At 65.3% G+C, this 21,244-nt stretch carries 23 protein-coding genes; 10 read left to right on the top strand and 13 right to left on the bottom strand.

Features of this window, described 5'->3' with window-relative positions; genetic code table 11:
- The first annotated feature begins 37 nt into the window (after positions 1 to 37).
- The 3 genes from QM841_RS07115 (at position 38) to QM841_RS07105 (ending at position 3,912) form a co-directional block, all read left to right on the top strand.
- Positions 38 to 1,291, top strand: coding sequence for a styrene monooxygenase/indole monooxygenase family protein (locus QM841_RS07115; protein ID WP_283331414.1), 1,254 nt, complete (start codon positions 38 to 40; stop codon positions 1,289 to 1,291).
- Positions 1,288 to 2,988 carry a flavin reductase gene (locus QM841_RS07110; protein WP_283331413.1) on the top strand — a complete coding sequence of 567 codons (1,701 nt, stop codon included), beginning with the start codon at positions 1,288 to 1,290 and terminating at the stop codon, positions 2,986 to 2,988. The genes QM841_RS07115 and QM841_RS07110 overlap by 4 nt, the downstream gene beginning before the upstream one ends.
- 72 nt (positions 2,989 to 3,060) lie before the next feature.
- Entirely contained in the window at positions 3,061 to 3,912 is an 852-nt protein-coding gene (locus QM841_RS07105) for an alpha/beta fold hydrolase (protein WP_283331412.1), read from the top strand.
- Positions 3,913 to 3,987: 75 nt separating this feature from the next.
- Here QM841_RS07105 and QM841_RS07100 read toward each other — a convergent pair whose 3' ends face one another.
- Both QM841_RS07100 and QM841_RS07095 read right to left on the bottom strand, forming a co-directional pair.
- Positions 3,988 to 4,845, bottom strand: coding sequence for an AraC family transcriptional regulator (locus QM841_RS07100; RefSeq protein WP_283331411.1), 858 nt, complete (start codon positions 4,843 to 4,845; stop codon positions 3,988 to 3,990).
- Between the two features lie 318 nt (positions 4,846 to 5,163).
- A complete protein-coding gene (locus QM841_RS07095; RefSeq protein WP_283331599.1) occupies positions 5,164 to 5,907 on the bottom strand; it encodes an IclR family transcriptional regulator in 744 nt (247 codons plus the stop codon).
- 62 nt (positions 5,908 to 5,969) lie between these two features.
- Here QM841_RS07095 and QM841_RS07090 point away from each other — a divergent pair, with 62 nt between their 5' ends.
- From QM841_RS07090 to dmpG, 3 genes are read left to right on the top strand one after another with little or no spacing between them, the layout of a single operon-like run.
- Entirely contained in the window at positions 5,970 to 6,809 is an 840-nt protein-coding gene (locus QM841_RS07090; protein WP_283331410.1) for a 2-keto-4-pentenoate hydratase, read from the top strand.
- Positions 6,802 to 7,749 (top strand): acetaldehyde dehydrogenase (acetylating), encoded by a 948-nt coding sequence (locus tag QM841_RS07085; protein WP_283331409.1) that lies wholly within the window; start codon positions 6,802 to 6,804, stop codon positions 7,747 to 7,749. The genes QM841_RS07090 and QM841_RS07085 overlap by 8 nt, the downstream gene beginning before the upstream one ends.
- Positions 7,746 to 8,795, top strand: a complete 1,050-nt coding sequence (gene dmpG / locus QM841_RS07080) for a 4-hydroxy-2-oxovalerate aldolase (RefSeq protein WP_283331408.1) — start codon at positions 7,746 to 7,748, stop codon at positions 8,793 to 8,795. The genes QM841_RS07085 and dmpG overlap by 4 nt, the downstream gene beginning before the upstream one ends.
- A gap of 323 nt (positions 8,796 to 9,118) precedes the next feature.
- Here dmpG and QM841_RS07075 read toward each other — a convergent pair whose 3' ends face one another.
- From QM841_RS07075 to QM841_RS07065, 3 genes are all read right to left on the bottom strand, one after another.
- Entirely contained in the window at positions 9,119 to 9,895 is a 777-nt protein-coding gene (locus QM841_RS07075; protein ID WP_283331407.1) for a class I SAM-dependent methyltransferase, read from the bottom strand.
- Between the two features lie 21 nt (positions 9,896 to 9,916).
- Positions 9,917 to 10,288, bottom strand: a complete 372-nt coding sequence (locus QM841_RS07070; protein ID WP_280781470.1) for a hypothetical protein — start codon at positions 10,286 to 10,288, stop codon at positions 9,917 to 9,919.
- Between the two features lie 154 nt (positions 10,289 to 10,442).
- Positions 10,443 to 10,886 carry a hypothetical protein gene (locus QM841_RS07065; RefSeq protein ID WP_280781471.1) on the bottom strand — a complete coding sequence of 148 codons (444 nt, stop codon included), beginning with the start codon at positions 10,884 to 10,886 and terminating at the stop codon, positions 10,443 to 10,445.
- A 167-nt stretch (positions 10,887 to 11,053) separates the two neighbouring features.
- Between QM841_RS07065 and QM841_RS07060 the strand changes: the two genes are divergently transcribed.
- Entirely contained in the window at positions 11,054 to 11,488 is a 435-nt protein-coding gene (locus tag QM841_RS07060; protein WP_283331406.1) for a hypothetical protein, read from the top strand.
- Positions 11,485 to 12,087, top strand: coding sequence for a metallophosphoesterase (locus tag QM841_RS07055; protein WP_283331405.1), 603 nt, complete (start codon positions 11,485 to 11,487; stop codon positions 12,085 to 12,087). Before QM841_RS07060 ends, QM841_RS07055 begins: the two co-directional genes overlap by 4 nt.
- On the opposite strand, the gene QM841_RS07050 is transcribed toward QM841_RS07055, so the two are convergent.
- The 5 genes from QM841_RS07050 to QM841_RS07030 form a co-directional block, all read right to left on the bottom strand.
- Complete coding sequence (locus tag QM841_RS07050; protein WP_280781475.1) at positions 12,059 to 13,045, bottom strand: AraC-like ligand-binding domain-containing protein; 987 nt, start codon at positions 13,043 to 13,045, stop codon at positions 12,059 to 12,061. The genes QM841_RS07055 and QM841_RS07050 overlap by 29 nt on opposite strands.
- An 8-nt stretch (positions 13,046 to 13,053) precedes the next feature.
- A complete protein-coding gene (locus tag QM841_RS07045; RefSeq protein ID WP_280781476.1) occupies positions 13,054 to 13,593 on the bottom strand; it encodes a MarR family winged helix-turn-helix transcriptional regulator in 540 nt (179 codons plus the stop codon).
- 90 nt (positions 13,594 to 13,683) lie between these two features.
- Entirely contained in the window at positions 13,684 to 14,517 is an 834-nt protein-coding gene (locus QM841_RS07040) for a mycofactocin-coupled SDR family oxidoreductase (RefSeq protein ID WP_283331404.1), read from the bottom strand.
- A gap of 23 nt (positions 14,518 to 14,540) precedes the next feature.
- Complete coding sequence (locus QM841_RS07035; RefSeq protein WP_283331403.1) at positions 14,541 to 15,284, bottom strand: SDR family NAD(P)-dependent oxidoreductase; 744 nt, start codon at positions 15,282 to 15,284, stop codon at positions 14,541 to 14,543.
- A gap of 25 nt (positions 15,285 to 15,309) precedes the next feature.
- On the bottom strand, positions 15,310 to 16,245 hold the full coding sequence (locus QM841_RS07030; protein WP_283331402.1) for a 3-oxoacyl-ACP reductase: 936 nt from the start codon (positions 16,243 to 16,245) through the stop codon (positions 15,310 to 15,312).
- Between the two features lie 244 nt (positions 16,246 to 16,489).
- On the opposite strand from QM841_RS07030, the gene QM841_RS07025 reads away from it, so the two are divergent.
- The gene (locus QM841_RS07025) at positions 16,490 to 17,953 is read left to right on the top strand and encodes an MFS transporter (protein WP_280781480.1); all 1,464 of its coding nucleotides are present in this window, start codon (positions 16,490 to 16,492) and stop codon (positions 17,951 to 17,953) included.
- 69 nt (positions 17,954 to 18,022) lie between these two features.
- Here QM841_RS07025 and QM841_RS07020 read toward each other — a convergent pair whose 3' ends face one another.
- Positions 18,023 to 18,505, bottom strand: coding sequence for a nuclear transport factor 2 family protein (locus QM841_RS07020; RefSeq protein WP_128639302.1), 483 nt, complete (start codon positions 18,503 to 18,505; stop codon positions 18,023 to 18,025).
- Positions 18,502 to 19,398, bottom strand: coding sequence for a TIGR03619 family F420-dependent LLM class oxidoreductase (locus QM841_RS07015; protein ID WP_283331401.1), 897 nt, complete (start codon positions 19,396 to 19,398; stop codon positions 18,502 to 18,504). Before QM841_RS07015 ends, QM841_RS07020 begins: the two co-directional genes overlap by 4 nt.
- 202 nt (positions 19,399 to 19,600) lie before the next feature.
- On the opposite strand from QM841_RS07015, the gene QM841_RS07010 reads away from it, so the two are divergent.
- Positions 19,601 to 20,494, top strand: a complete 894-nt coding sequence (locus QM841_RS07010) for an IclR family transcriptional regulator (protein WP_280781481.1) — start codon at positions 19,601 to 19,603, stop codon at positions 20,492 to 20,494.
- 33 nt (positions 20,495 to 20,527) lie between these two features.
- On the opposite strand, the gene QM841_RS07005 is transcribed toward QM841_RS07010, so the two are convergent.
- A complete protein-coding gene (locus tag QM841_RS07005; RefSeq protein WP_283331400.1) occupies positions 20,528 to 21,064 on the bottom strand; it encodes a flavin reductase family protein in 537 nt (178 codons plus the stop codon).
- Between the last annotated feature and the right edge of the window lie 180 nt (positions 21,065 to 21,244).

Here is a 21,244-nt window from a genome sequence, read left to right as displayed (position 1 = left end):
CTCGTTCACTTCCCCTATATTTTGGAGTCGACATCAAATGACCAGTCGCAGTGTCACCATCGTCGGAGCCGGCCAGTCCGGGCTACAACTTGCCATCGGGCTGTTGGAGCAGGGATTCTCAGTGACGGTAGTCAGCGATCGGACGGGCGACGAGATCGCTGCCGGCCGTGTCAGTTCGAGCCAGTGCATGTTCGACGAAGCACTGACGCACGAGAGGCGTCTCGGCCTCGACTTCTGGGGCGAGGTGTGTCCTGACGTCGACGGTATTTCGGTAGCCGTGCCTCTTCCGCCCCAAGACGGTGGGAACGGTGGCTTTGCTATCAACTGGGCGGCGCGCCTGGAGCGGAGCGCGCAATCGGTGGATCAGCGGGTGAAGATGCCGCGTTTCATCGAGGAGTTCATCAGTCGTGGTGGTGAGTTCGTCGTCCACACCGCCACTGTCGATGATCTGGAGCGATACTCCACGGAATCCGATCTGGTGATCGTTGCCGCCGGAAAGGGTGAGATCGCCAAACTGTTCTGCCGGGACGCCGAGCGTTCCGTCCTGGATGGGCCGCAGCGCGCCCTAGCCTTGACCTACGTACATGGAATGCGCGCGCGCGAGGACTTTTCCACGGTGGGTTTCAACATGCTTCCCGGTATCGGCGAGTACTTCTCGTTCCCCGCTCTGACGACCAGCGGGCCGTGCGACATCATGGTATTCGAGGCGGCCATCGGCGGACCCATGGACCGCTGGACACCCGGCATCTCCGCCGAGCAGCACCTGGAGACCTCACTGGGCGTACTTCGGGATTTTCTGCCCTGGGAGGCCGAGAGGTGCGAAAGTGTCTCGCTGACCGATGATCTCGGAGTTCTCGCCGGACGATTGACGCCCACGGTCCGTCGCCCCGTCGCGACGCTCCTCTCCGGGACCCCGGTCCTCGGTATGGCCGATGTGGTCGTGCTCAACGATCCACTCACGGGGCAGGGGTCGAACAATGCCAGCAAATGCGCAGCCAGCTACCTCGACAGTATCGTCGCGCGCGGTGACCGGGCGTTCGATGCCGAGTTCCAGCAGAGTACCTTCGAGAAGTATTGGGAATACGCGCAATACGTGACAGCCTTCACCAACTCCATGCTTGCGCCCCCGCCGCCGCACGTTCTCGAACTACTCGGCGCTGCCGGCTCCGCACCCGAGCTTGCCAGCCGCTTCGTCGAAGGCTTCAACAACCCGACGACATTGTTCGACTGGTTCACCGACCCCGATGAAGCGCGCAAGGTGTTGGATACCTCCTACGCGAGTTCACGGTGAACCGGATCGCAATAGTCGGAGCTGGACAATCAGGTTGCCAACTCGCGCTCGGATTGCTTCAGTCCGGGCACGAGGTCACGCTAGTCTCCGACAGATCGCCCGAAGAGATCCGCAACGGTCCTATCCTGTCGAGTCAATGCATGTTCGATTCCGCCCTTGCTACCGAAAGTGAACTCGGAATCGATCGGTGGAGCCAGACGTGTCCGGATATCGACGAGCTGTCGATGACGGTGCTCGGAGCGGAGCCCTTCGTTGTCCAGGCTGCGCTGACAGGGCCGGCTCGTGCCGTTGACCAGCGGATCAAATGTGCGACGTGGGCCGAGGAGTTCGCCGCCGCAGGCGGCAACCTCATCGTGCATTCGGCGGAGGTAACCGATCTCGAAGAATATGCGATTACGCATGATCTCGTCGTCGTGGCCTCTGGACGAGGAGACATCGGACGCCTCTTTCCGCCCGATCACGAACGTTCGCCCTTCGATCGACCACAACGCGTCGTTGCCCTGACTTACGTCAACGGAATGCAGCAGCCGACCGGCAAAGCAGCCATTCGGTACACCTTCGTTCCCGATGTCGGTGAGTTCTTCACATTTCCGGCACTGACGACCACGGGTCCGTGCGACATCATGGTGTTCGAAGGACTTCCCGCTGGCCCGATGGACTGCTGGGACGACGTGACCGATCCGGAAAGCCACCTGGAGCGGTCTCTGGAGTTGTTGGAGAAGTTCGTACCGGACGAGTTCGAGCGCTGCGCGCACGTGAGATTGACCGACGCCGGCGGGACACTGCGAGGCAGGTTCACACCACGGGTACGTGTGCCGGTCGCTACCTTGCCGTCGGGTAAACCTGTTCTTGCTATGGGTGATTCGGTAGTGCTCAATGACCCGATCACCGGTCAGGGTGCGAATCTCGCGGCCAAGGCGGCGACGTACTACCTGGAGAGTATCAACCGCACACGCGGTGGCGTCTTCGACGAAGCATGGATGCGGGGAACTTTCGAGAACTTCTGGCGTGGCTGGGCACATTGGGTGGTGGACTGGACGAACTCGATGTTGGTGGGGCATTCTCTGCACCAGACCGACTTGCTTCGCGAGGCAGCTCAGGCCCCGGCGCTGGCCTCCGCCATCGCCAGTGGCTTCGATGATCCGCGCGAGTTCTATCAGTGGTGGTTCGACGCTGAGGCAGCGACTCGATTCCGCGCCGAGAAACGCATCGGTGATTCCGGACGATTCGATCTACGTGCCCTGCGCGGTGCGCTGGGGCAGTACGCCACAGGAGTCGCGGTGATTACCGCGCGAGCAGCGGACGGCCGACGGGTAGGAATGACGGCAAACTCGTTTACCTCGGTCTCGATGGACCCCCCTCTCGTGCTGTGGTGTCCGGGCAAGAACGCCCCGAGCCTGCCTGCCTTCACCGAGGCTACGCACTTCGCGATCAATGTTCTCGGCGCGCACCAAGAACATCTCTCACGGCAGTTCTCGACTCCCGCCGCCGACAAATTCAGCGAGATCGAACTTGTGGACGGAAAGGGCGGCACTCCGACTTTGCCCGGTGCGGTTGCACGGTTCGAATGTCGAATGCTGAGGTCGTTCGACGCGGGTGACCATGTGATCGTCTTGGGGGAAGTGGAGCATTTCGAATCACCAGGAGGGAGTCCGCTGATTTTTCACGCGGGCGCTTTGCGTGCCGGTTCGTGGTGAGGTCACGAAAAGCCCAGGGAAGTAACTGATGTCGGAACGACGGTCCAATTCACTCAGATCGAAGGAATGCTCATGACGTTGACAAAAGCGCACGCGGCTCGAGAGGTGCGCACGAAGAGTTGGACGCTGCGGTACTACGAAGCCGGCGCAGCGGATGCTCACCCGATGATCTTGCTTCACGGCAGTGGGCCGGGCGCGACGGGGTGGAGCAACTTTTCCGGCAACATCGAGTCTCTCGCCGAGCAGTTCCACGTTTACGCGGTCGACATGCCCGGTTGGGGTGAATCCGATGCCGTCACGATCGACGAACTCGATCACACCCAGGCGGCCGTCGAGTTTCTCGATGCACTCGGTATCGACAAGGCGGCGTTCGTCGGGAACTCGATGGGTGGACACACCTCGACCAGGCTGGCGACATTGCATCCTGATCGAATCTCACATCTGATCACTATGGGAGCGCCGGCTAATCCTGGCCCCCGTCTCTTCGGGCCCGGCGGCGGACCGTCGGAGGGGATCAAGGTGCTGGTGCAGGCATACCAGAATCCGGACGCACAGAACATGAAGCGGCTCGTCGAGATCATGACTTTCGACAGCGAGCGTTTCGCAACGGACGAGTTGACGCAGGCGCGCTCCGATGCGGCCCTGGCCCGCCCGGACCACCTCGGCAACTACCTGGCGGGCTTGTCACGAGGGGGTCCGGTCCCTACGTGGGTCGACGTCGAGGACTTGGGGGGAATCGACGTACCGACTCTGCTCGTTCACGGCCGCGACGACCGTGTCGTGCATTACGAGCATTCGCTGTTCGCGCTTGCTCACATCCCCAATTCGAGACTGGCATTGATCAATCGCTGCGGGCATTGGGCGATGATCGAACATGCCGACGAATTCAATCGGCTCGTCGCTGATTTCATCTCTCACAACTGAATTCGCGAGTCCCACCCCCGGGTTCGGATGTCTCGTCTCGGACGCACTGTCGCTGATTTCGTCGAGCGGCGTTGGCTACTTCCGCAGTGTTTCCGAGGGCAATTCCCCCCACTGTTGTTTGTACTGCAGGGAGAATCGTCCGAAATGGTGGAAGCCCCACCGCGTCGCCACTGCGGACACGGTGGTGGTGGTCCGATCGGCGGCCAACAACTGTGCGCGTACCCCGATCATCTTCTGATTCCGAAGTCGATCGAGCGGCGTCGTATCGAGATAGCGGCAGAATCCGTCTTGGAGGCTCCGGATGGACAGCCCGACCGATTCGGCGATCTCACCCACCGAACTGAGGTCGCGGGCGTGGTTGGCGATCAGATCGTCGGCCTCCTGGATTGCGCGTGGCGTCGACGGTACCGGGTCGTTCAGCATCGCCGAGGAGGCCGAATGAGGCAAGGCAAGTAATAGCTGACTCATCAGCAGTTGTTCGGTCTGATTCTGGATCAGTGGGTTGCGAAACGTTGCGTCGCTGTTGAGATCCTCGAGGAGGGTTCTGACGCTGGTGAGCCATGCCTGGCTGGCGCTGGTGGTCAGATCCAGCCCCGTTGCAAACCGTAGCGGACCGAAATTGTTGGGGCCGATGAGCCTCCGCAGCTGTTTTTCCAACGCCTGGCGTTCGAGGCGAATAATCAAGTGAGAACTCTCGCCCATCGTGCGCATGCACAGATCCTGGTCTGGATCAGGGACCGAGGCCATGTGAGAGCCGGAAACCACCTCGGTGTTCCCGGTTTGAACGATGACCTGCCCGGTCAACGGAATCTGCACTACAGCAAACGTTTCCAGGTGCTTGGGCCGTACCTGCACTTCTGATCCGAAAGCCAGGTAACAGAGTTGCAGGCTGCCGAACGGAGCCATGTCAATCGTGCGGTCGGGGCGGACCATTGCCCCAGACCCTCCAGATCGTGCTGACAGAGCACTTCGGTGAGGCGCGCATGGAGTTCGTCGAACTCACCCGATTCGAGCATGGAAAAATTGCTGAGTACCTCGGTCATCGTTACTCCAATCGGAGGGCATAGATACCGGTCTCCCACCGAAGACGTGCGCTCCGACCGGAAGGTGCTCACTCGGATTCCGGTCTTGATCCGTCACGTGTGCCTACCCTGCTGTTATGTAGAACACACTACCGTAGACGGCTCGTCACGCCAGCCGTAGCCGGGCAGCGAGGGTGCAACCACGTGGAATGCGTCTGCGGCTCGCGCGTCATCCCGACGCGCTTCCAGTCGCATTGCGTGCGAGTGCTCGTCCCAAAGCGAGCGCTGCCGTGCGGACGGCAGGGGCGAGCAACTCGGGTTTGAAGCTGTCTTTGGGTACCGACACCGACAGCGCCGCAATGGGTTCACCGGCAAGCAGTACAGGAGAAGCGAGACAGCAGCCACCCAGTGCGGCTTCCTCTCTCTCGATCGCGATGCCGGTGCGGCGAATTGCGTCCAGTTCGCGAGCAAGCGTCTTCGGATCGGTGATGGATTGTGGCGTGTATCGACGCAGCGGACGGGAAAGGACCTCGTCCTGCACTGCTGGGCTCTCCGGGGCCAGCAATGCTTTCCCGACGGCGGTACAGGTCAACGGCAATCGTCCGCCGATCTGCGAAGGCAAGGGGAGTGAAGAATGGCCGTGTATTTTCTCCACGTACACCGCATCGTGACCGTCACGGACCGCCAAATGCACGGTCTGCCCGGTCACCGCGAACAAATCTTGCATGAACGGCACTGCGGCAGTGCGCAATCGGTGTTTGATCCCGACGCGTTCACCGAGTTCGAACAATGCCATTCCCAGCTCGAAAGTGTTCCCCCGGCGAGTGAGCCACCCGAGTTCGGCCAGGTCGACCAACAACCGGTGCGTGGTCGAGCGCGGCAAACCCGTGCGGGTCGACACCTCGGCCAGCGTCAAAGCGCAGCCCCCGGGAAAAGCCTCCAAGATCAACGCGGATCGCTGCAACACCGACATGTCGTCCCGTTTCATGGGACAGATCCTATCGACGATGACCGAGCGAGAATAGCGTGAAAATCATGACCACAGTGGAGCAGCACACGATCAGTGAAGCGGCCGACCGTCTTGCCGACGCGGCGATGACCGGCACGCCCTGTGTCCCGGTTCGTGATATCATCGGACGCGAGGACATCGACGCCGCCTACCGAATTCAGACACGAAACATCGACGCGCTCCTCGCTGACGGCCGTACCGTCGTCGGGCGCAAGATCGGGCTGACCTCGCCCGCGGTGCAGAAACAGCTCGGGGTCGATCAGCCCGATTTCGGTGTCCTGCTCGACGATTTCGACGTCTCCGGCGACGGCCCGGTCGACTCCGCACGGTTGTTGCAGCCGCGCATCGAAGCAGAAGTCGCGTTCATCTTGTCCTCCGATATCGACGAGAAGATCACAGCGGAGCGAGCACCGTCGTTCGTGGACCGGGTGTTTGCTTCGTTCGAGATCGTGGACAGCCGGATCGCGGGTTGGGACATCAGCCTGGCCGACACCGTCGCCGACAATGCATCATCGGGGCTTTATGTCCTGGGGGAGAGCATTTCTCGCGCTGACGCACCCGACCTCGCCGAGGTCATCATGACCATGACCGCAGACGGTGAACAGGTCTCTGAAGGCAAGGGGTCGGACTGCCTGGGAAGCCCGTGGGAGGCGCTGGTGTGGTTGGCCAACACCAGCTTGTCGTACGGATCACCGCTACGCGCCGGCGAAGTGGTCCTCTCCGGTGCCCTAGGCCCGATGGTTGCTGTGACACCGGGCTCGACATACACGGCCGAAATCTCCGGAATCGGCAACGTCACAGCGACATTCACACCCTGTAGGCCGCGGTACGAACCTCGAAACAGAATCGAAGGACACCATGAGTAAGACCAAAGTAGCGGTCATCGGATCCGGCAACATCGGCACCGACCTCGTCATCAAGTTGAAACGCGTAGCCAAGAACGTCGACATCGCGGTCCTCGTCGGAATCGACCCGGCGTCCGACGGTCTCGCACGCGCCCGCCGCTTGGGTATCAGCACCGTGGATTCGGGAGTGCAGGGTCTGATCGAGCACCCCGAATTCGCGAACATCGACATCATCTTCGACTCCACCTCCGCCAAAGCGCATGTTGCCAACGAAGAAGCGCTCAGGCCGTTCGGCAAGCGGTTGATCGACCTCACTCCTGCGGCGATCGGACCGTACGTCGTCCCCGCGGTCAATCTCGACGAGCATCTCGGTGCGCCCGATGTGAACATGGTGACGTGCGGTGGGCAGGCAACGATTCCCATCGTCGCCGCCATCTCTCAGGTAACCGCTGTCCACTACGCGGAAATCGTCGCGTCGATCGCCTCCAAGTCCGCAGGTCCCGGAACTCGCGCGAACATCGACGAGTTCACCGAAACCACGTCCGAGGCAATCGAAAAGGTCGGCGGAGCGGCCCGCGGCAAAGCCATCATCGTACTGAACCCGGCGGAGCCGCCGTTGATCATGCGCGACACCGTCCTCGCGCTGGTGTCGAACCCGGATCAGGACACGATCCGCCAGTCCATCCTGGACATGGTCGCCAAGGTCTCGGCATACGTGCCGGGCTACCGGCTCAAGCAGGAAGTGCAGTTCACCCAACTCGACGACGCAGAATCCGTTGCAACCTTGACCGGCGGCGTCGACAAAGGGCCCGGCCTGTGGAAGGTCTCGGTGTTCCTCGAAGTCGAGGGTGCCGCGCACTACCTGCCCGCGTACGCAGGCAACCTCGACATCATGACCTCCGCTGCCCTACAGGTCGCGGAGAAGATCGCAGAGAACAAGTCTTTGGAGGCGGCACGATGAGCGAGACGACAACTACCCGCCCGAACGTGGCAGACGGTGCCGCCCTGTACATCCAGGACGTGACCCTGCGCGACGGCATGCACGCCATGCGGCACCGCATCAGCCCCGACAACGTCGCCCGTATCGCCAGTGCCCTCGACAGCGCGGGCGTCGACGCGATCGAGGTCACTCACGGTGACGGCCTCGCCGGCCACAGCCTCACCTACGGCCCGGGCAGCAACACCGACTGGGAATGGATCGAAGCGGCGGCGGCAGTGGTGCACCGCGCCAAGCTCACCACCCTGCTGCTCCCCGGAGTGGGAACGGTGAAGGAACTCGAGCATGCCTTCAAGCTCGGTGTCACCTCGGTCCGCGTTGCGACGCACTGCACCGAAGCCGACGTCTCCGCCCAGCACATCGGCAAAGCCCGTGAGCTCGGTATGGATGTGTCGGGCTTTCTGATGATGTCCCACCTCGCAGAACCCGAACAGCTTGCTGCGCAGGCAAAACTGATGGAATCCTATGGCGCGCAATGTGTGTACGTCACCGACTCGGGCGGCCGGTTGACTATGAACGGTGTCCGTGATCGGGTGCGCGCGTATCGGGACGTGCTCGATGCCGACACTCAGATCGGCATCCATGCACACCAGAATCTATCGTTGTCGGTCGCGAATTCTGTGGTGGCAGTCGAAGAGGGAGTCACCCGCGTCGATGCGTCCCTCGCCGGTCACGGCGCAGGCGCCGGAAACTGCCCGATCGAGCCGTTCGTCGCCGTCGCCGATCTGCACGGCTGGAAGCACAACTGCGACCTGTTCAACCTGCAGGACGCAGCCGACGACATCGTTCGACCCCTGCAGGACAGGCCGGTCCAGGTCGACCGCGAAACACTGACCCTCGGCTACGCCGGTGTCTACTCGAGTTTCCTTCGCCACGCCGAGAGTGCCGCGAAACAGTACGGACTCGACACCCGCGTAATACTTCTCGCAGTCGGAGAACGCGGACTCGTCGGTGGACAGGAAGATTTGATCACCGACATCGCGCTCGACCTGGTGGCGTCGAAGAGCTGATTCTGCGTTCCTAAAATCAGCAGCACTCATCGCAGAGGCAATGGACCCGACAGTCTCATGTCCGATTCGAGCTACCACGGTCCTTCGTTGTCCAGGACGGTCCGATCCTGCGAGTTCGAGCGAAGCTCGGTGTCACGAGAGTGTCACAAGTCAGTACGACTGACCATGAACTTACCCGGACTGTGATGCACGAAATACGTTGCATATAAACGAATATTGAGTCCAGCAGAGTCTAGGTGAATCCACTTCCAGGGACTTAAAATCCGCATAGTGTCGGTTCGAGTCCGACTGGGGGCACCACCGTGCGGGCGTGCTTCGGCGGGTCAGGGCGTTCGGACGAGCTCCGCCCGCATCTGAGTGAACAGGAACAGCCCGGGGCGGCCGGAGATCTGCTCGTACTCGCGCACGACGTCGTCCATGAACTCCGGCACGGCTGCGTCGTCGAGGTGCGTGGTCCAGTCGGTGGATCCGACGGTGCACCACCGCGCGAATTCCTCCCGGGAACCGAAATCCCATTCGACGTCGCGGACGACGAGGTCGGTGGTGCCGAGTCCTGCTGCCTTCGCGACGTCGCGGAACTTCTGCGGTTCGATGTGGATGAACGGCGCCGTGAAGTCGGTGAAGAACTCGGCCCATCGCGGGCGTGCCGCCGCGGCCATCAAAACGTCTTCGACACTGGTCCGCAGGCTCGCGCACACCATCTGGATGATCACACGCCCGCCGTCCACGACGCTGCGGGCGATTCCGGCCAGTGCCACCTGCAGGTCGGGGACCCAGTGCAGGGCGTTGAACGACACCGCGACGTCGAACGCGCCATCGAACGGGAGGGCGCGTGCATCGGCGATACGGAACTCGGCGCGGGTGCCGTCCGGCAATGCTCTGGATTGGGCCTTCGCGATCATCCGCGGCGACGCGTCCACTCCGACCACCGAGCCGCCGGGGAGCCGTTCGGCGATCCGGAGCGTGACGAAGCCGTCGCCGCATCCCACGTCGAGCACCCGTTCACTGCCCGCGAGGGCGAGGTCCGCGATCGACTTCTCCGCGACGGCGCGCTGGAGGGCGCCGACATCGGCGTAGCCTTCGCCGTCCCAATCGACCATGACGGCCGACCCCGGCCGACCTCAGGCGCCCTGGTGGTGCGGGCTCGGGTGTGCACTGCCGCCGGATCGCGCGATGGACGCGCGGACGCGGGCCGTGGCCTGCCAGATCTGGGTGCTGTCGTGGACGCTGATCACCGGTATGCCCTGCTCACGGGCGTGCTGAACGCTCAGTGCGTCCTGGGGTGAGCCGATTCCGTCGAGGACGTCCTCGGTGACGATCGCGCAGAGCGCGGGGCCGTCGATCTTCCGGACGGGCTCGAGTCCGTGGACCACCATCCACTGCTTGACCATCGCCCAGTGGGACACCTCTTTGTACCGCGTGGGGTTGCCGATGAAGAGAACCCGACGGGAGCGGCGGGCGCGAGCGATATCGATGTGCGTGACGGTAGCCATGGCGGAGGGTTCCTGTCCGTTGCGGGATTCCGTACTGTCAATCCCCAATCGCAGCGGTTTCGTTACGCGCCGGTCCAAGAAGTTCGCCATTCCCGCGTACGTGAGTGCGAAAGAGTGCTCGAACACGCTTTGCCGCTCACGTACGCACGGTCCGTCAGCTGCCGAACGGACTGCCGGACGAGCCTCCGCCGCCCGGCCCCGACGTCTCGGTCACGGTGACGACGGTGGGTTCGACGGTGCCGTTGTTCAGCGGCGGGACGCTTCCCCACTGCTCGAAAGACGGCACGCTCGAGCAGGACCATTGCACCGCGTACTCGCCGGGGTCGACGGTGGCCCGCAGTTCGCCGTCGTCTCCGCCCATCACGACGGTCGGGCCCACGGTGGCGGCAGGCACGGTTCCGTCGACGGGGACGATGTTCATCACGCACACCACTGCCCCGGACACGTCGTACCGGACGTCCATGATGACCGCATTCCCGTCGACGCCGATGTCGACCGTGACGTCTTCGGGTGCCGCGGACGCGGTGGGGGCGGCGAGGAGACCCGCGCCGGCGACAGCGGCGGCGATACCTACGGTTCGTGCAATCGTGACCTTCATCGGTGCATCCTTCCGGACTTCTCGGTTGCCGGGTGATACGAGGCATGAGCCACCCGGGAGTATCGCACCTCGAACCCTCATCTGCTGGGATGTTGAAGGTGGAACACTGCTGGTCTGGGAATTCGGCGTGTCGATCCGACACCCGGTGCATCGAAGGAGACGGCGAAGTGCTCGGACGGAAGAACTACACGAAGGAAGAAATCGATTACGCCGAGGCGTCCGTCGCGGAGCAGGTCGCCGCGTACACGTCGCTGACGGGGGCGATTGCGGGCGAGGTCACGGGCAAGAAGGTCTTCGCCGCACTCGAGGACTTCGAGCCACTGTTCTTCGACAACATGGTCCTGGTGCTGGACCGCTACTTCGTCCATCGGATCCGGGCGGTGACGGGCAAGGACGGGAACCCGCTCAACGAAGTCGAGATCATTGCCGACTCGTTGATGAACAACGACGGCGTCCTGCGGGGTATCAGCGTCCTGAAGTATGTCTCCGGCCAGTCCGTTCTGAAGCTCGAGATCGGCGACCGGATCCGTGTGAGCGCCGACGACTTCGAGCGGTTGTCGGCGGCGTTCTTCGCGGAACTGCGGTCGCGGTTCCTGGCATGAGCGTGTGGTTCACGTCCGACCTGCACCTTCGTCACGCACGGCTGGTGGAGATCCGGGGCTTCGAGGCGGAGATCGACGCGCACGACGAATCCATTCTCGACGCGCTCGGCACCGCCGTCGGGAGCGGCGATCAACTCTGGATACTCGGCGACATCACCGTCGGTGGTAAGGCCGCCGAGGACTGGGCGCTGCGCGCACTGGGCGAGTTCGCGCGGACGCGGAACGTCGAACTGCATCTGATCCCCGGCAATCACGACTCGTGCCACCCGATGGCGAACCGCAACAGTCACGTCCGGCAACGGGTGTTCCTGGAGACGTTTGCGTCGGTGCAGTTGTTCGCGCGGCGGAAGCTCGCGAGCGAGACCGTGCTGCTCTCCCATTTCCCGTACGTCGGCGACCACACCGCGGAGGACCGGGGCGTGAAGTACCGGCTGCAGGACGAGGGAGATTGGTTGCTGCACGGGCACACTCACCAGGACTGCGTGCTCGACCCGTCCGTGCACCCGCGGCAGATCCACGTGGGCTGGGACAGTTGGCGCAGGCCCGTGCACGTCGACGAGATCGCGGAGATCATCGGGTCGGACGCGTCGACTCGGTGACCGGTGTGGCGTCGGCGCGGTATCGGCCGGGTGTCGATCCGTGCGCGTTCTTGAACAGCCGGGAGAAGTGGGCGGCGTCGGCAAAACCCCAGCGGGCACCGATGGCCGAGACGGGTAGGTCGCGGTAACGGGGATCGGCGAGATCGCGTCGGCACTGCTCGAGGCGACGGCGTCGAATCCATCCGCTGACCGTGTCGCCGTCGGCTTCGAACATCTTCTGCAGGTGCCGCACCGAGATGTGATGCGCGGCGGCGATCGAGTGCAGATCCAGTTCCCGGTCGGCGAGCCGCTCGTCGAGGAAGGCGGTCACCCTGGCGCGCAGTGCGTCCCCGCGCGACTGCGGGAGCACCCCGCCGGCGAGGTGAAGTTGCTCCGCGAACGCGGCCGCGACCAGATCGAGGACGGCATCGCCGAGGTGCACCGCGACGGTGGGGGAGGCGTCGGCGATCTGCTCGCCGAGCCCGCGCAACAGTGGGGTGACGACGGCACCGAGCCCCTGCCTGCCGGGCACACGGCGTGCGGTGAGCTGGGCGATGCCGTCGGGCGGAACGCGGAGGAGGTGCCGGGGGAACATCACGACCAGCATCCGGAAGCGGTCGTCGAACGACAGCTGATACGGCCGGGTCGTGTCGTAGATCGCGAAGTCGCCGGGGGTGAGCGCGGTTTCGCGGCCGTCCTGGCTCAGGACGCTGTTCCCGCGCACCTGCAGTCCGAGTTTGAAGTAATCGGGGTTGGCGGCGCGGATGGTCCGGGGCGTTCGCCGAATAACGTGCGGGGCGGCCGTGACCTCGCTGATCCGGATCGCACCGACCGTCGCGCCGCGCACGACGCCACGGAAGTCGTCGTGGTCTGCCGACGTCATCTCGAGGGGGACGAACGCGTCGCTCACCGACTCGCGGAACTCGTCGAACGAGACGAGGCGCTGTTCCCCCGGACGGATGAGACTGCTCACGGCCATCGTCTACCTCAACTGCGTTTGACGGCTTCGCGGGCGGCGGTGCCCGACGCCAGCTTCTCCAGCAACCCGATCAGGACGAGCCGTTCCGACGGTGTCAGCGTCTCGGTCCACGTCTGCTCGCGCTTGTTGTGCGCCGAGTACGTGCTGACGATGGCGTCGTGCCCGGCGTCGGTCAACTCGAGGTCGACCGCCCGGCGGTCGCCTGCGGACGGTCGCCGTGTCACGAGGCCGTCGCGCTCGAGCGTGTTCACCAGCGCCGACACGGCAGACCTGCTCATCCCCGACAGTGAGGCCACCCGCTTGGCCTCGCACGGTCCGGCGAGCCACAACACGAACAGCACCCGGAACCCAGGCCAGCTCCACCCGCTGGGCCGGTGGACCGTCGACTCGAGGTCGTAGACGAGGGCACTGGTCACGCGGTGCAGCGCGAGAACCAGCCGCATGGACACCGGGTCGACCTCTGGCAGTTCGTCGACGGTCTTGCCCACCGCGAAGTCCACGAAGGACAGGAAGTCCAGGTTGCTCTGGTCGGTCGTCTCCTCGGGCATGAGCACAGGTTAGCGGCCGAACGGGTGTAATCAAAGCCTTGACCAATAGCGCCCGTAAGTACTTATCAACGTCGGGCGGTTAATAAGTACTCACAGGCCGCGCGCGGCATTGCCCGCGTCGACGGGCAGGACGATGCCGCTGATGTGCGCGCTGCCCTCGGCGGCGAGGAAGAGTACGACCCGGGTGATCTCGGCGGCGTCCAGCCACGCCACCGGTTGGGCGTGCAGGCTGCGGAACACCGGTTCCACGTCCTCCGCTGCGGGCGCGTCGAGGTCGGGACGCATCATCCGGTAGAGGGCGTCGTTGTGAATCATCGGTGTCGAGATGTTGCCCGGCGCAATCGCATTCACTGTGATGCCGTGCGGGGCGAGGTCGAGCGCCGCGCTCTTGGTGAGCCCGATGACGCCCCACTTCGACGCCGCGTACGCTGCCATGTTGGTGTTGCCGGCCCGGCCGAGCATCGACGAGATGGTGACGATCCGGCCGTATCCCCGCCGGATCATGCCGGGCGCCACCGCTCCCACGGTGTTGAAGACGCCGGTGAGGTTGGAACCGATCGCCTCCGACCACTGTTCCTGCGTGAGCGACTGCACCGGGGCGGCCACCGAGACGCCGGCATTCGCGACCGCGACGTCGATACTCCCGAACTCGGACTCCGCCTCCGCGACCAATGCGTCCATCGCCGCCCGGTCCGCGGTGTCCGCCTCGGCGGTGATGCACCGGCGACCGGTGGCGCGCACCAGTTCCGCGGTTTGGTCGAGATCGGCGGCAGTGGCCAGGGGATAGTTCACGGCCGGGCTGTCCTCGCAGCGGTCGCACAGAACTATGTCTGCTCCGCGTTCCGCCAGTGCGACCGCGTGGCTGCGGCCCTGACCGCGGGCACCGCCGGTGATCAGGGCGACCCGGCCCTCGAAGTCTTCCATCGTCGTTCTCCTGTCCGGGCGGATCAGCGCAGCTTGATGCTGCCGCCGTCCGCCATCAGTGTCTGTCCGGTCATGTACCGCGAATCTTCGGACGCGAGGAACACCGCGACGGGCGCGATGTCGGTCTCGGGATCGCCGATCCGCTGGAGCGGAACCTTCGCCACGGACGCGGCGGCGCGTTCGGGGAATCGTTCCTGCCAGGCGAGGACGCCCTCGGTCGCGGCGAACGGGCAGATCACGTTCACCCGGATCTGATCGGCCGCCCACTCGTTGGCCGCCACCCGGCTGACGCCGCGGATCGCTTCCTTCGCCGCGGCGTACGACGTCTGGGTGGGCATGCCGTCGAGCCCGGACCCGGACGCGAAGTTGATCACCGAACCCTTCGCCGCCTTCAACTGCTCGTAGCAGGCCTGCATGAGGTGCACGACCGGATAGAACCCGGTCCGGAACGAGAGATCGAACATCTCCTGGGTGTGGTCGATCAGCAGTGCCTGCCGGGAGGCGTGGGCGTTGTTGACCAGCACGTCCACGGATCCGAACGCGGCGACGGCGGCGTCCCGGATCTGCTCGGCGGACTCGCGCCGGGAGATGTCGGTGTTCAGGAAGCGAGCGGACGATCCCAGTTCCTGCTCGAGATCCTTGCCGCGTTCGTCGTCGATGTCGACGAACAGGACGTTGGCGCCCTCGCGGACGAACACCGTCGTCACGGCGCGGCCGATGCCTCCGGCGCCGCCCGTCACGATCGCCGTCTTTCCGTGCAGCCTCATCGTGTGCTCCTTCTGCGGGTGTGGCTCAGACACCGGCGGTGTCGCCGGTCGCCAGCGCGACCTTCTCCAGTTCGGCGACGCTGAACGCGGCATAGTTCTCGTGCGGTCCGCGGCCGGCGAAATAGGGTGTGAGAAGCTCCTCGAGCTCCTCGGGTGAGAAGGCGGAACCTGCTGCGTCGAAGCGGTTCTCGACCTTCGGCGCTGCCATCAGCGCGACCATCTTGCCGTACACGACGAACACCTGCCCGTTGATCTCGTCGGAGGCGGGGGAGGACAGGTAGTGGACGAGCGTGGCGACCCGGCCGGGGGACAGGGGGTCGGGTCCCGCGTCGGCCGTGTTCTCGCCGAACGCGTCGGCGGTCATGGCCGTCCTGGCGCGCGGGCAGATCGCGTTGGCGCGCACCCCGTAACGCGAGAGGCCCTGTGCCGTCGACAGTGTGAGCGCGGTGATCCCGGCCTTCGCGGCCGAGTAGTTGGGCTGGCCCGCCGATCCGAACAGGAACGCCTCGGACGATGTGTTGACGACCCGCCCGTACACGGGGCCTCCGGCGGTCTTGCTCGCCTCGCGCCAGTGCACGGCCGCGGCCCGCGACGTGGCGGCGTGCCCCTTGAGATGGACGCGGATGACGTCGTCCCAGTCGGATTCGGAGAGGTTGAAAATCATCTTGTCGCGCAGGATTCCGGCGTTGTTGACGAGGATGTCCATCGATCCGAATGTGCGGACGGCCTCGTGCACGAGGCGTTCGCCCAGCGACCAGTCGGAGACGTCGCCGGTCACGGCGGTGGCGCGGCCGCCTGCTGCCGCGATCTCCGCGGCCACCGCGTGTGCGCCGTCGCCCATGTCGTTGACGACGACTGCCGCGCCTGCGGCGGCGAGTGCGAGGGCTTCGGCCCGGCCGAGGCCTGCGCCCGCGCCGGTGACGACGGCGGTGCGTCCGGCGAGGCTGAGTGATTCCGTCATGGGAACTCCTGATTGCGAGAAGAATTAGATTTCATTCTAGTTGTATCGCACGAACTACTGATCAGTCACTACATAGGCACGATTCAATGGGGGAATGTTTTCTACTTTCCCTGCCGATTCGGCATCGACGACACCGGCTGCGGGCAGGTCTCGGTGAGTGGGAACTGTGGTCGACGTCACTGGGCGGCATGCCAGGTTGGGCGTGCTGATCCTCTCGAATCCCCCGGAGCCACATATGCATAACATGCCCCTGTCCCCAGGTGAGGCGGAGCGCGCACCGCTCTCACGCGGGAAGGCGTTCGCCCTGCTGGCCTTGATCATCCTTCTGGTCGAAGTCATCCCGCTCGCCTACAACTTCGTCACCCCGGCGCTGCCGGAGATCGCGAAACACTTCGGCACCGCGAACGTCGGCTGGGTGATCACGATCGTCACCCTGATGCTTGCCGCCTCGACTCCGCTCGTCGGCAAACTCGGCGACATCTACGGCAAGAAGCGGATGATGCTCGTGTCCGCCGCGGTGTTCGGCGCCGGTTCACTACTCGGCGCGCTGGCCCCCAACTTCGAACTCTTCCTCGTGGGCCGCGGCTTGCAGGGTGCGGGCATGGCGATCCTCGTGCTCGCCTACGGGTTGATCCGAGACATTCTGCCCCCGTCGATCATTCCCGTGGCCGTGGGATTCGTCGCCACCGGAATGGGCGCCAGCACCATCCTCGGCCCGATCATCGGCGGTTACCTCATCGACCACTTCGGCTACACCGGCGTGTTCTGGGCGCAACTCCTCCACGTGGCGGTCGTCGGAATCGCGGTCGCGATCTTCGTTCCCGAGACCACGCTGCGGACGCGATCGAAGCTGGACGTGCTCGGCGCGGCCATCCTCGGCCTCGGTGCATTCGTGCTGCTGTTCGGTATCGGCAAGGCCACCGCGTGGGGGTACACGGCCCCGCAGACATTGCTGTGCGTTGGCGGCGGGCTCGCCATCCTCGCCGGCTGGCTGCTCTACGAACGCACGCCGAAGGAACCGCTCATCGACCTGCAGATGCTGAAGCACGGACCCGTCGCGAAAACATTGGCCGCCAGCGGTTTCGTCCAGTTCGTCCTGGTCAGCCATTCGATGCTCATCCCGATGTTCGTGATGACCGATCCCGACCTCGGTCTCGGTTACGGATTCGGAGTCACCGCACTCGCCGTCGCCATCTACACCGTCCCCACGGGCGTCGTGTCGATGATCGCGGGCCCGGTCGGCGGATACTTCACCCGCCGCATCGGCCCGGCACCGGTTCTGGTGTTCGGCGGCGCGTCCCTCGCGCTCGGATCGTTCCTGCTCGCCACCCTGCACGACTCGACGGTCCAGATGATGTTCGGGCAGTTGGTGATCGGCCTCGGGCTCGGTTCCGCATCGGCGACGCTGCCGAACCTCATCATGCGCACCGTGCCCGCGCAGACGCAGGGAATTGCAGGCGGGATGCTGAACCTCTCCGGCTCGCTGGGTAGTGCGATCGGCAGTCAGGTGATGATCGCCATCGTCGCGATCCCCGGTGTCGTGCTGGTGGGCCGCGCCGCGCAGTACTCGGAGAGGGGCTTCGTCTACGCCTTCTTCACACTCGCCGTCGCCGGACTGCTGGCCTCGGTGATGGGACTTCTCCTCATCCGCAACAAGATCGAGCGTCCGGTCGACGTGGCGTCGCCGAAGTCGGAGATGGTCGCCTGACAGTTTCCTTGCCCGACCACGAGGCCCGCAGCATCTGCGGGCCTCGTGTCGGTGTGGCAGTCCAAGTGTTCAGGCGCGCACCCCAGCCGCCAGCAGGGTGCGCGCCTCCTCGCGACCGTCGAGCAGCCGATTGACGCGCCGGGTCACCTTCCACTCGCCGTCGATCTTGGCGAGCTCCCACCGGTTGGCGGTGATCCGGTGGACGCGGAATCCGTCGTCGTCGTGAATGATCAGCTGCGACTTGCACGTGGCCACCGCGGTGTCACCGTCGACGCGCACGTGCCCGGGCTCGAGCATGTGCGCGCAGCCGCCGCCGATCCAGCCCTGGTGCGCCTGCGACTGCACCATCGCCGTGATGGCCGCATGCCCGCGCATCACCCCGGTGTCGACGTCGTACACACCGTCCTCGGTCCACAGGCGTGCGACCGCGTCGGCCGAACCGCTGTCGATGGCGGGACCGTAGGCGGTCATCAGCTCGAGGATGGCGAGCTTGTCTTCGAGCGCGGTGACGCGTTCGGCGAGTGCGCGGACGAGTTCTTCGGTGCCGGTCATGGACGGATCCTGTCTTCGGTTGCGGTGCGGAAGGAGAGGTCGAGTTCGTCGCCCAGCTGCCGGAGGGCCTCCAGTTGCTCGCAGTAGTGGGCTGCGCTCGTGGACGCGAGGGTGGCGCTGACGACGGTGGTGCCGGCGTCGCGTCGTCGTTCGAGGGCGCGGGTCACGGTGTCGCGGGAGCCGATCGGATCGAGGGGCGCGCCGGCGCTGAGGACCACCTCGAAACCCTCGGGGAGGTCGACTCTGGCGAGCAGCGTGCACAACTCGTCGAGCGACAGGCCGAACGGCACCCACCCGTCGCCGAGCGTCACCGCGCGGCGCAGGGATCGCAGAGTCCGTCCCCCGATCCACAGCGGAACCCGCGGCTGGACGGCGTGCGGCTCGACGACGACGCCGTCGAAGTCGTAGAACGTGCCGTGGTACTCGGGCCGAGGTTGTGACAGCGACGCACGGAGCGCCGCGAGGGCGTCGTCGGCGCGGGCGCCCCGGTCGTCGAAATGGGCGCCGAGCAGGTCGAATTCCTCGCGCAGGCTGCCCACGCCCAGCCCGAGGACGAGTCGGCCGCCGCTGACGACGTCGAGCGTGCCGTAGCGCTTCGCGATCTCGAGGGGGTGGTGATAGCCGAGTACCAGGACCTGGGTGGCGAGGCGGATGCCGGTGGTCTGGGCGGCCAGGAACCCGAGGGTCGCGAGCGGGTCCCAGTAGGTGCCGCCGCGCTCGACCGCGACGTCGGTGGGGACGGCGACGTGCTCGCTGCAGGTGAGGTGGTGGTAGCCGAGGCGGTCGGCGGTGCGGGCGATCGCGGTCAACTCCGCGATGCCGGCGCCGAGTTCCCAGTCCTCGCGGACGGCGGGGTGCGCGATGACGATGGGTGGCGCGATTCCTATGTGCATCAGGTGGTTACTCCGCTGTCGGGGGTCGGTCTGTCGTCACCGTTGTAGTGGAGGTGCCCCGGGGGTCGCGCGGGCGTTCCCGCTGACCGGGCGCGGCGATTGTCCGATTTCTTCCCCGCGGCGGGCACGGCTGGTACATTTTAAGAATTCATTTCAATTTTTGTCGGGCGTATGCGTGTGACCAGGATATTTGGAGGCGTCGATGACTGTCGTCGATTCGGATGATGCACTGTCGGTACCCGCTGCGAAGAAGGATCTGCCACCGTCGATGGTCGAGCGGATGACGCTGATCCTCGACGCCTTCGACGGCCGCACGTCGCGCCTGACCCTCGAGGAGGTCGCGTGCCGCACCCGGCTGCCGCGGTCCACGGTGCACCGCATCCTCGATCAGCTGGTTCGCCTCGACTGGGTCGACCACGCCAGCTTCGGCTACTGCCTCGGACGGCGCGCGATGGGGCTCGGCGGCGGCGACAACGGGCACAGCCAGGTCCGGGCCGCGGCGGCCCCGCTGCTGCACGACCTGCACATGCAGACCGGAATGGTGGTGCACCTGGCCGTGCTGGACGGTGCGGAGAGCGTGTACCTGGACAAGGTGGGCGGACGGATGGCCGCGAGCCTGCCGTCGCGGGTGGGTGGGCGCGTGCCCGCCTACACGACGGCGGGCGGCAAGGCGATGCTGGCGTGGGTGGACCCGGAGCAGGTCGACAGCATGTACGGGCCGCGACTCAACCGGAGCACGGACCGCACGATCACCGAACTGTCCACACTGCACCAGGAGCTCAACCGGATCCGGCAGCGCCGCGGCCTCGCGTTCGAGCGGGGCGAGGCGGTGCGCGGAATCGGCTGCGTCGGTGTCGCGGTCCGCAGCGCCGACGGGCCGGTGGCCGGCATCTCGCTGTGCGGCGACACGCGCACCGTCCAACTCGAGCGCGTCGCCCCGCTCGTCGTCGACGCCGCCCGGGAAGTCACCCGGACGCTCCACCCCGAACTGGGAACACCCCGTCGCGGCCGCCGGACCCCGGAGATCCCGGACAGCTCGTGGTCGACCGAGACGCTGGACCAGCTCCTCGCGGTGCAGTCCGGCCAATGGCTGTAGCGCCCGTGCGCGTGTGACGAGTCGCTGGACTCGTTACGCGCGCACGGGCCGCGGAGCGGCGTCGATGCCGAAACCGCCCCGGAAGAACACCATCGGACGCTCCTCGCACACCGAGTCGAGTTCCCGGACGCGTCCGATCACGACGTCGTGGTCGCCGGCGGTGTGCACCGACTGCACGTCCGCGTGCACGCGGACGAGGACCCCCGGCAGCGACGGCGTCGACCACCGCGACGGCTCCCAGGCGAGCCCGTCGAACTTGGTGCCCCGGCTCGAGCCGAACCGGACACAGAGGTCCGTCTGGTCCTCGCGCAGCACGTTGATCGTGAAACGCCCCGACCGTCGGATGCGCGGCCATGCTCGCCCGCGGTGATCGGCGCAGAACAGGATCAGCGGCGGCTCCAGGGACACCGACGCGAACGACTGACACGTGAAACCCACCGGACCCTCCGTGTCGAGGCCGGTCACCACCGTCACTCCGCTGGCGAATTGGCCGAGGGCACGGCGCATCTCGTCCGGTGACGGTGCGTCCGAGCGGGTCCCGGGCTGGGTGCCGGCCGGTTCGATTGCCATCAGACCGCCTCCGATTGCTCTTCCGTCGCCGACCCGTTCGACGATCGTCCCCGAGGCTAGGGACGGCCCAGAACCGTCACGAGATGCCGTCTCGGTCAGTGGAAATCCCCGGCCGATGCCTGCGCGCACAGGGCGATGTCTCGCTGACCGGGATCGCTTCTGTCCGAGCCTGGAGCGCGC

Source organism: Rhodococcus sp. IEGM 1307, from assembly GCF_030056915.1.
Lineage (GTDB): Bacteria > Actinomycetota > Actinomycetes > Mycobacteriales > Mycobacteriaceae > Rhodococcus_F > Rhodococcus_F opacus_D.
This window is presented reverse-complemented; position numbering and strand designations above follow the sequence as displayed.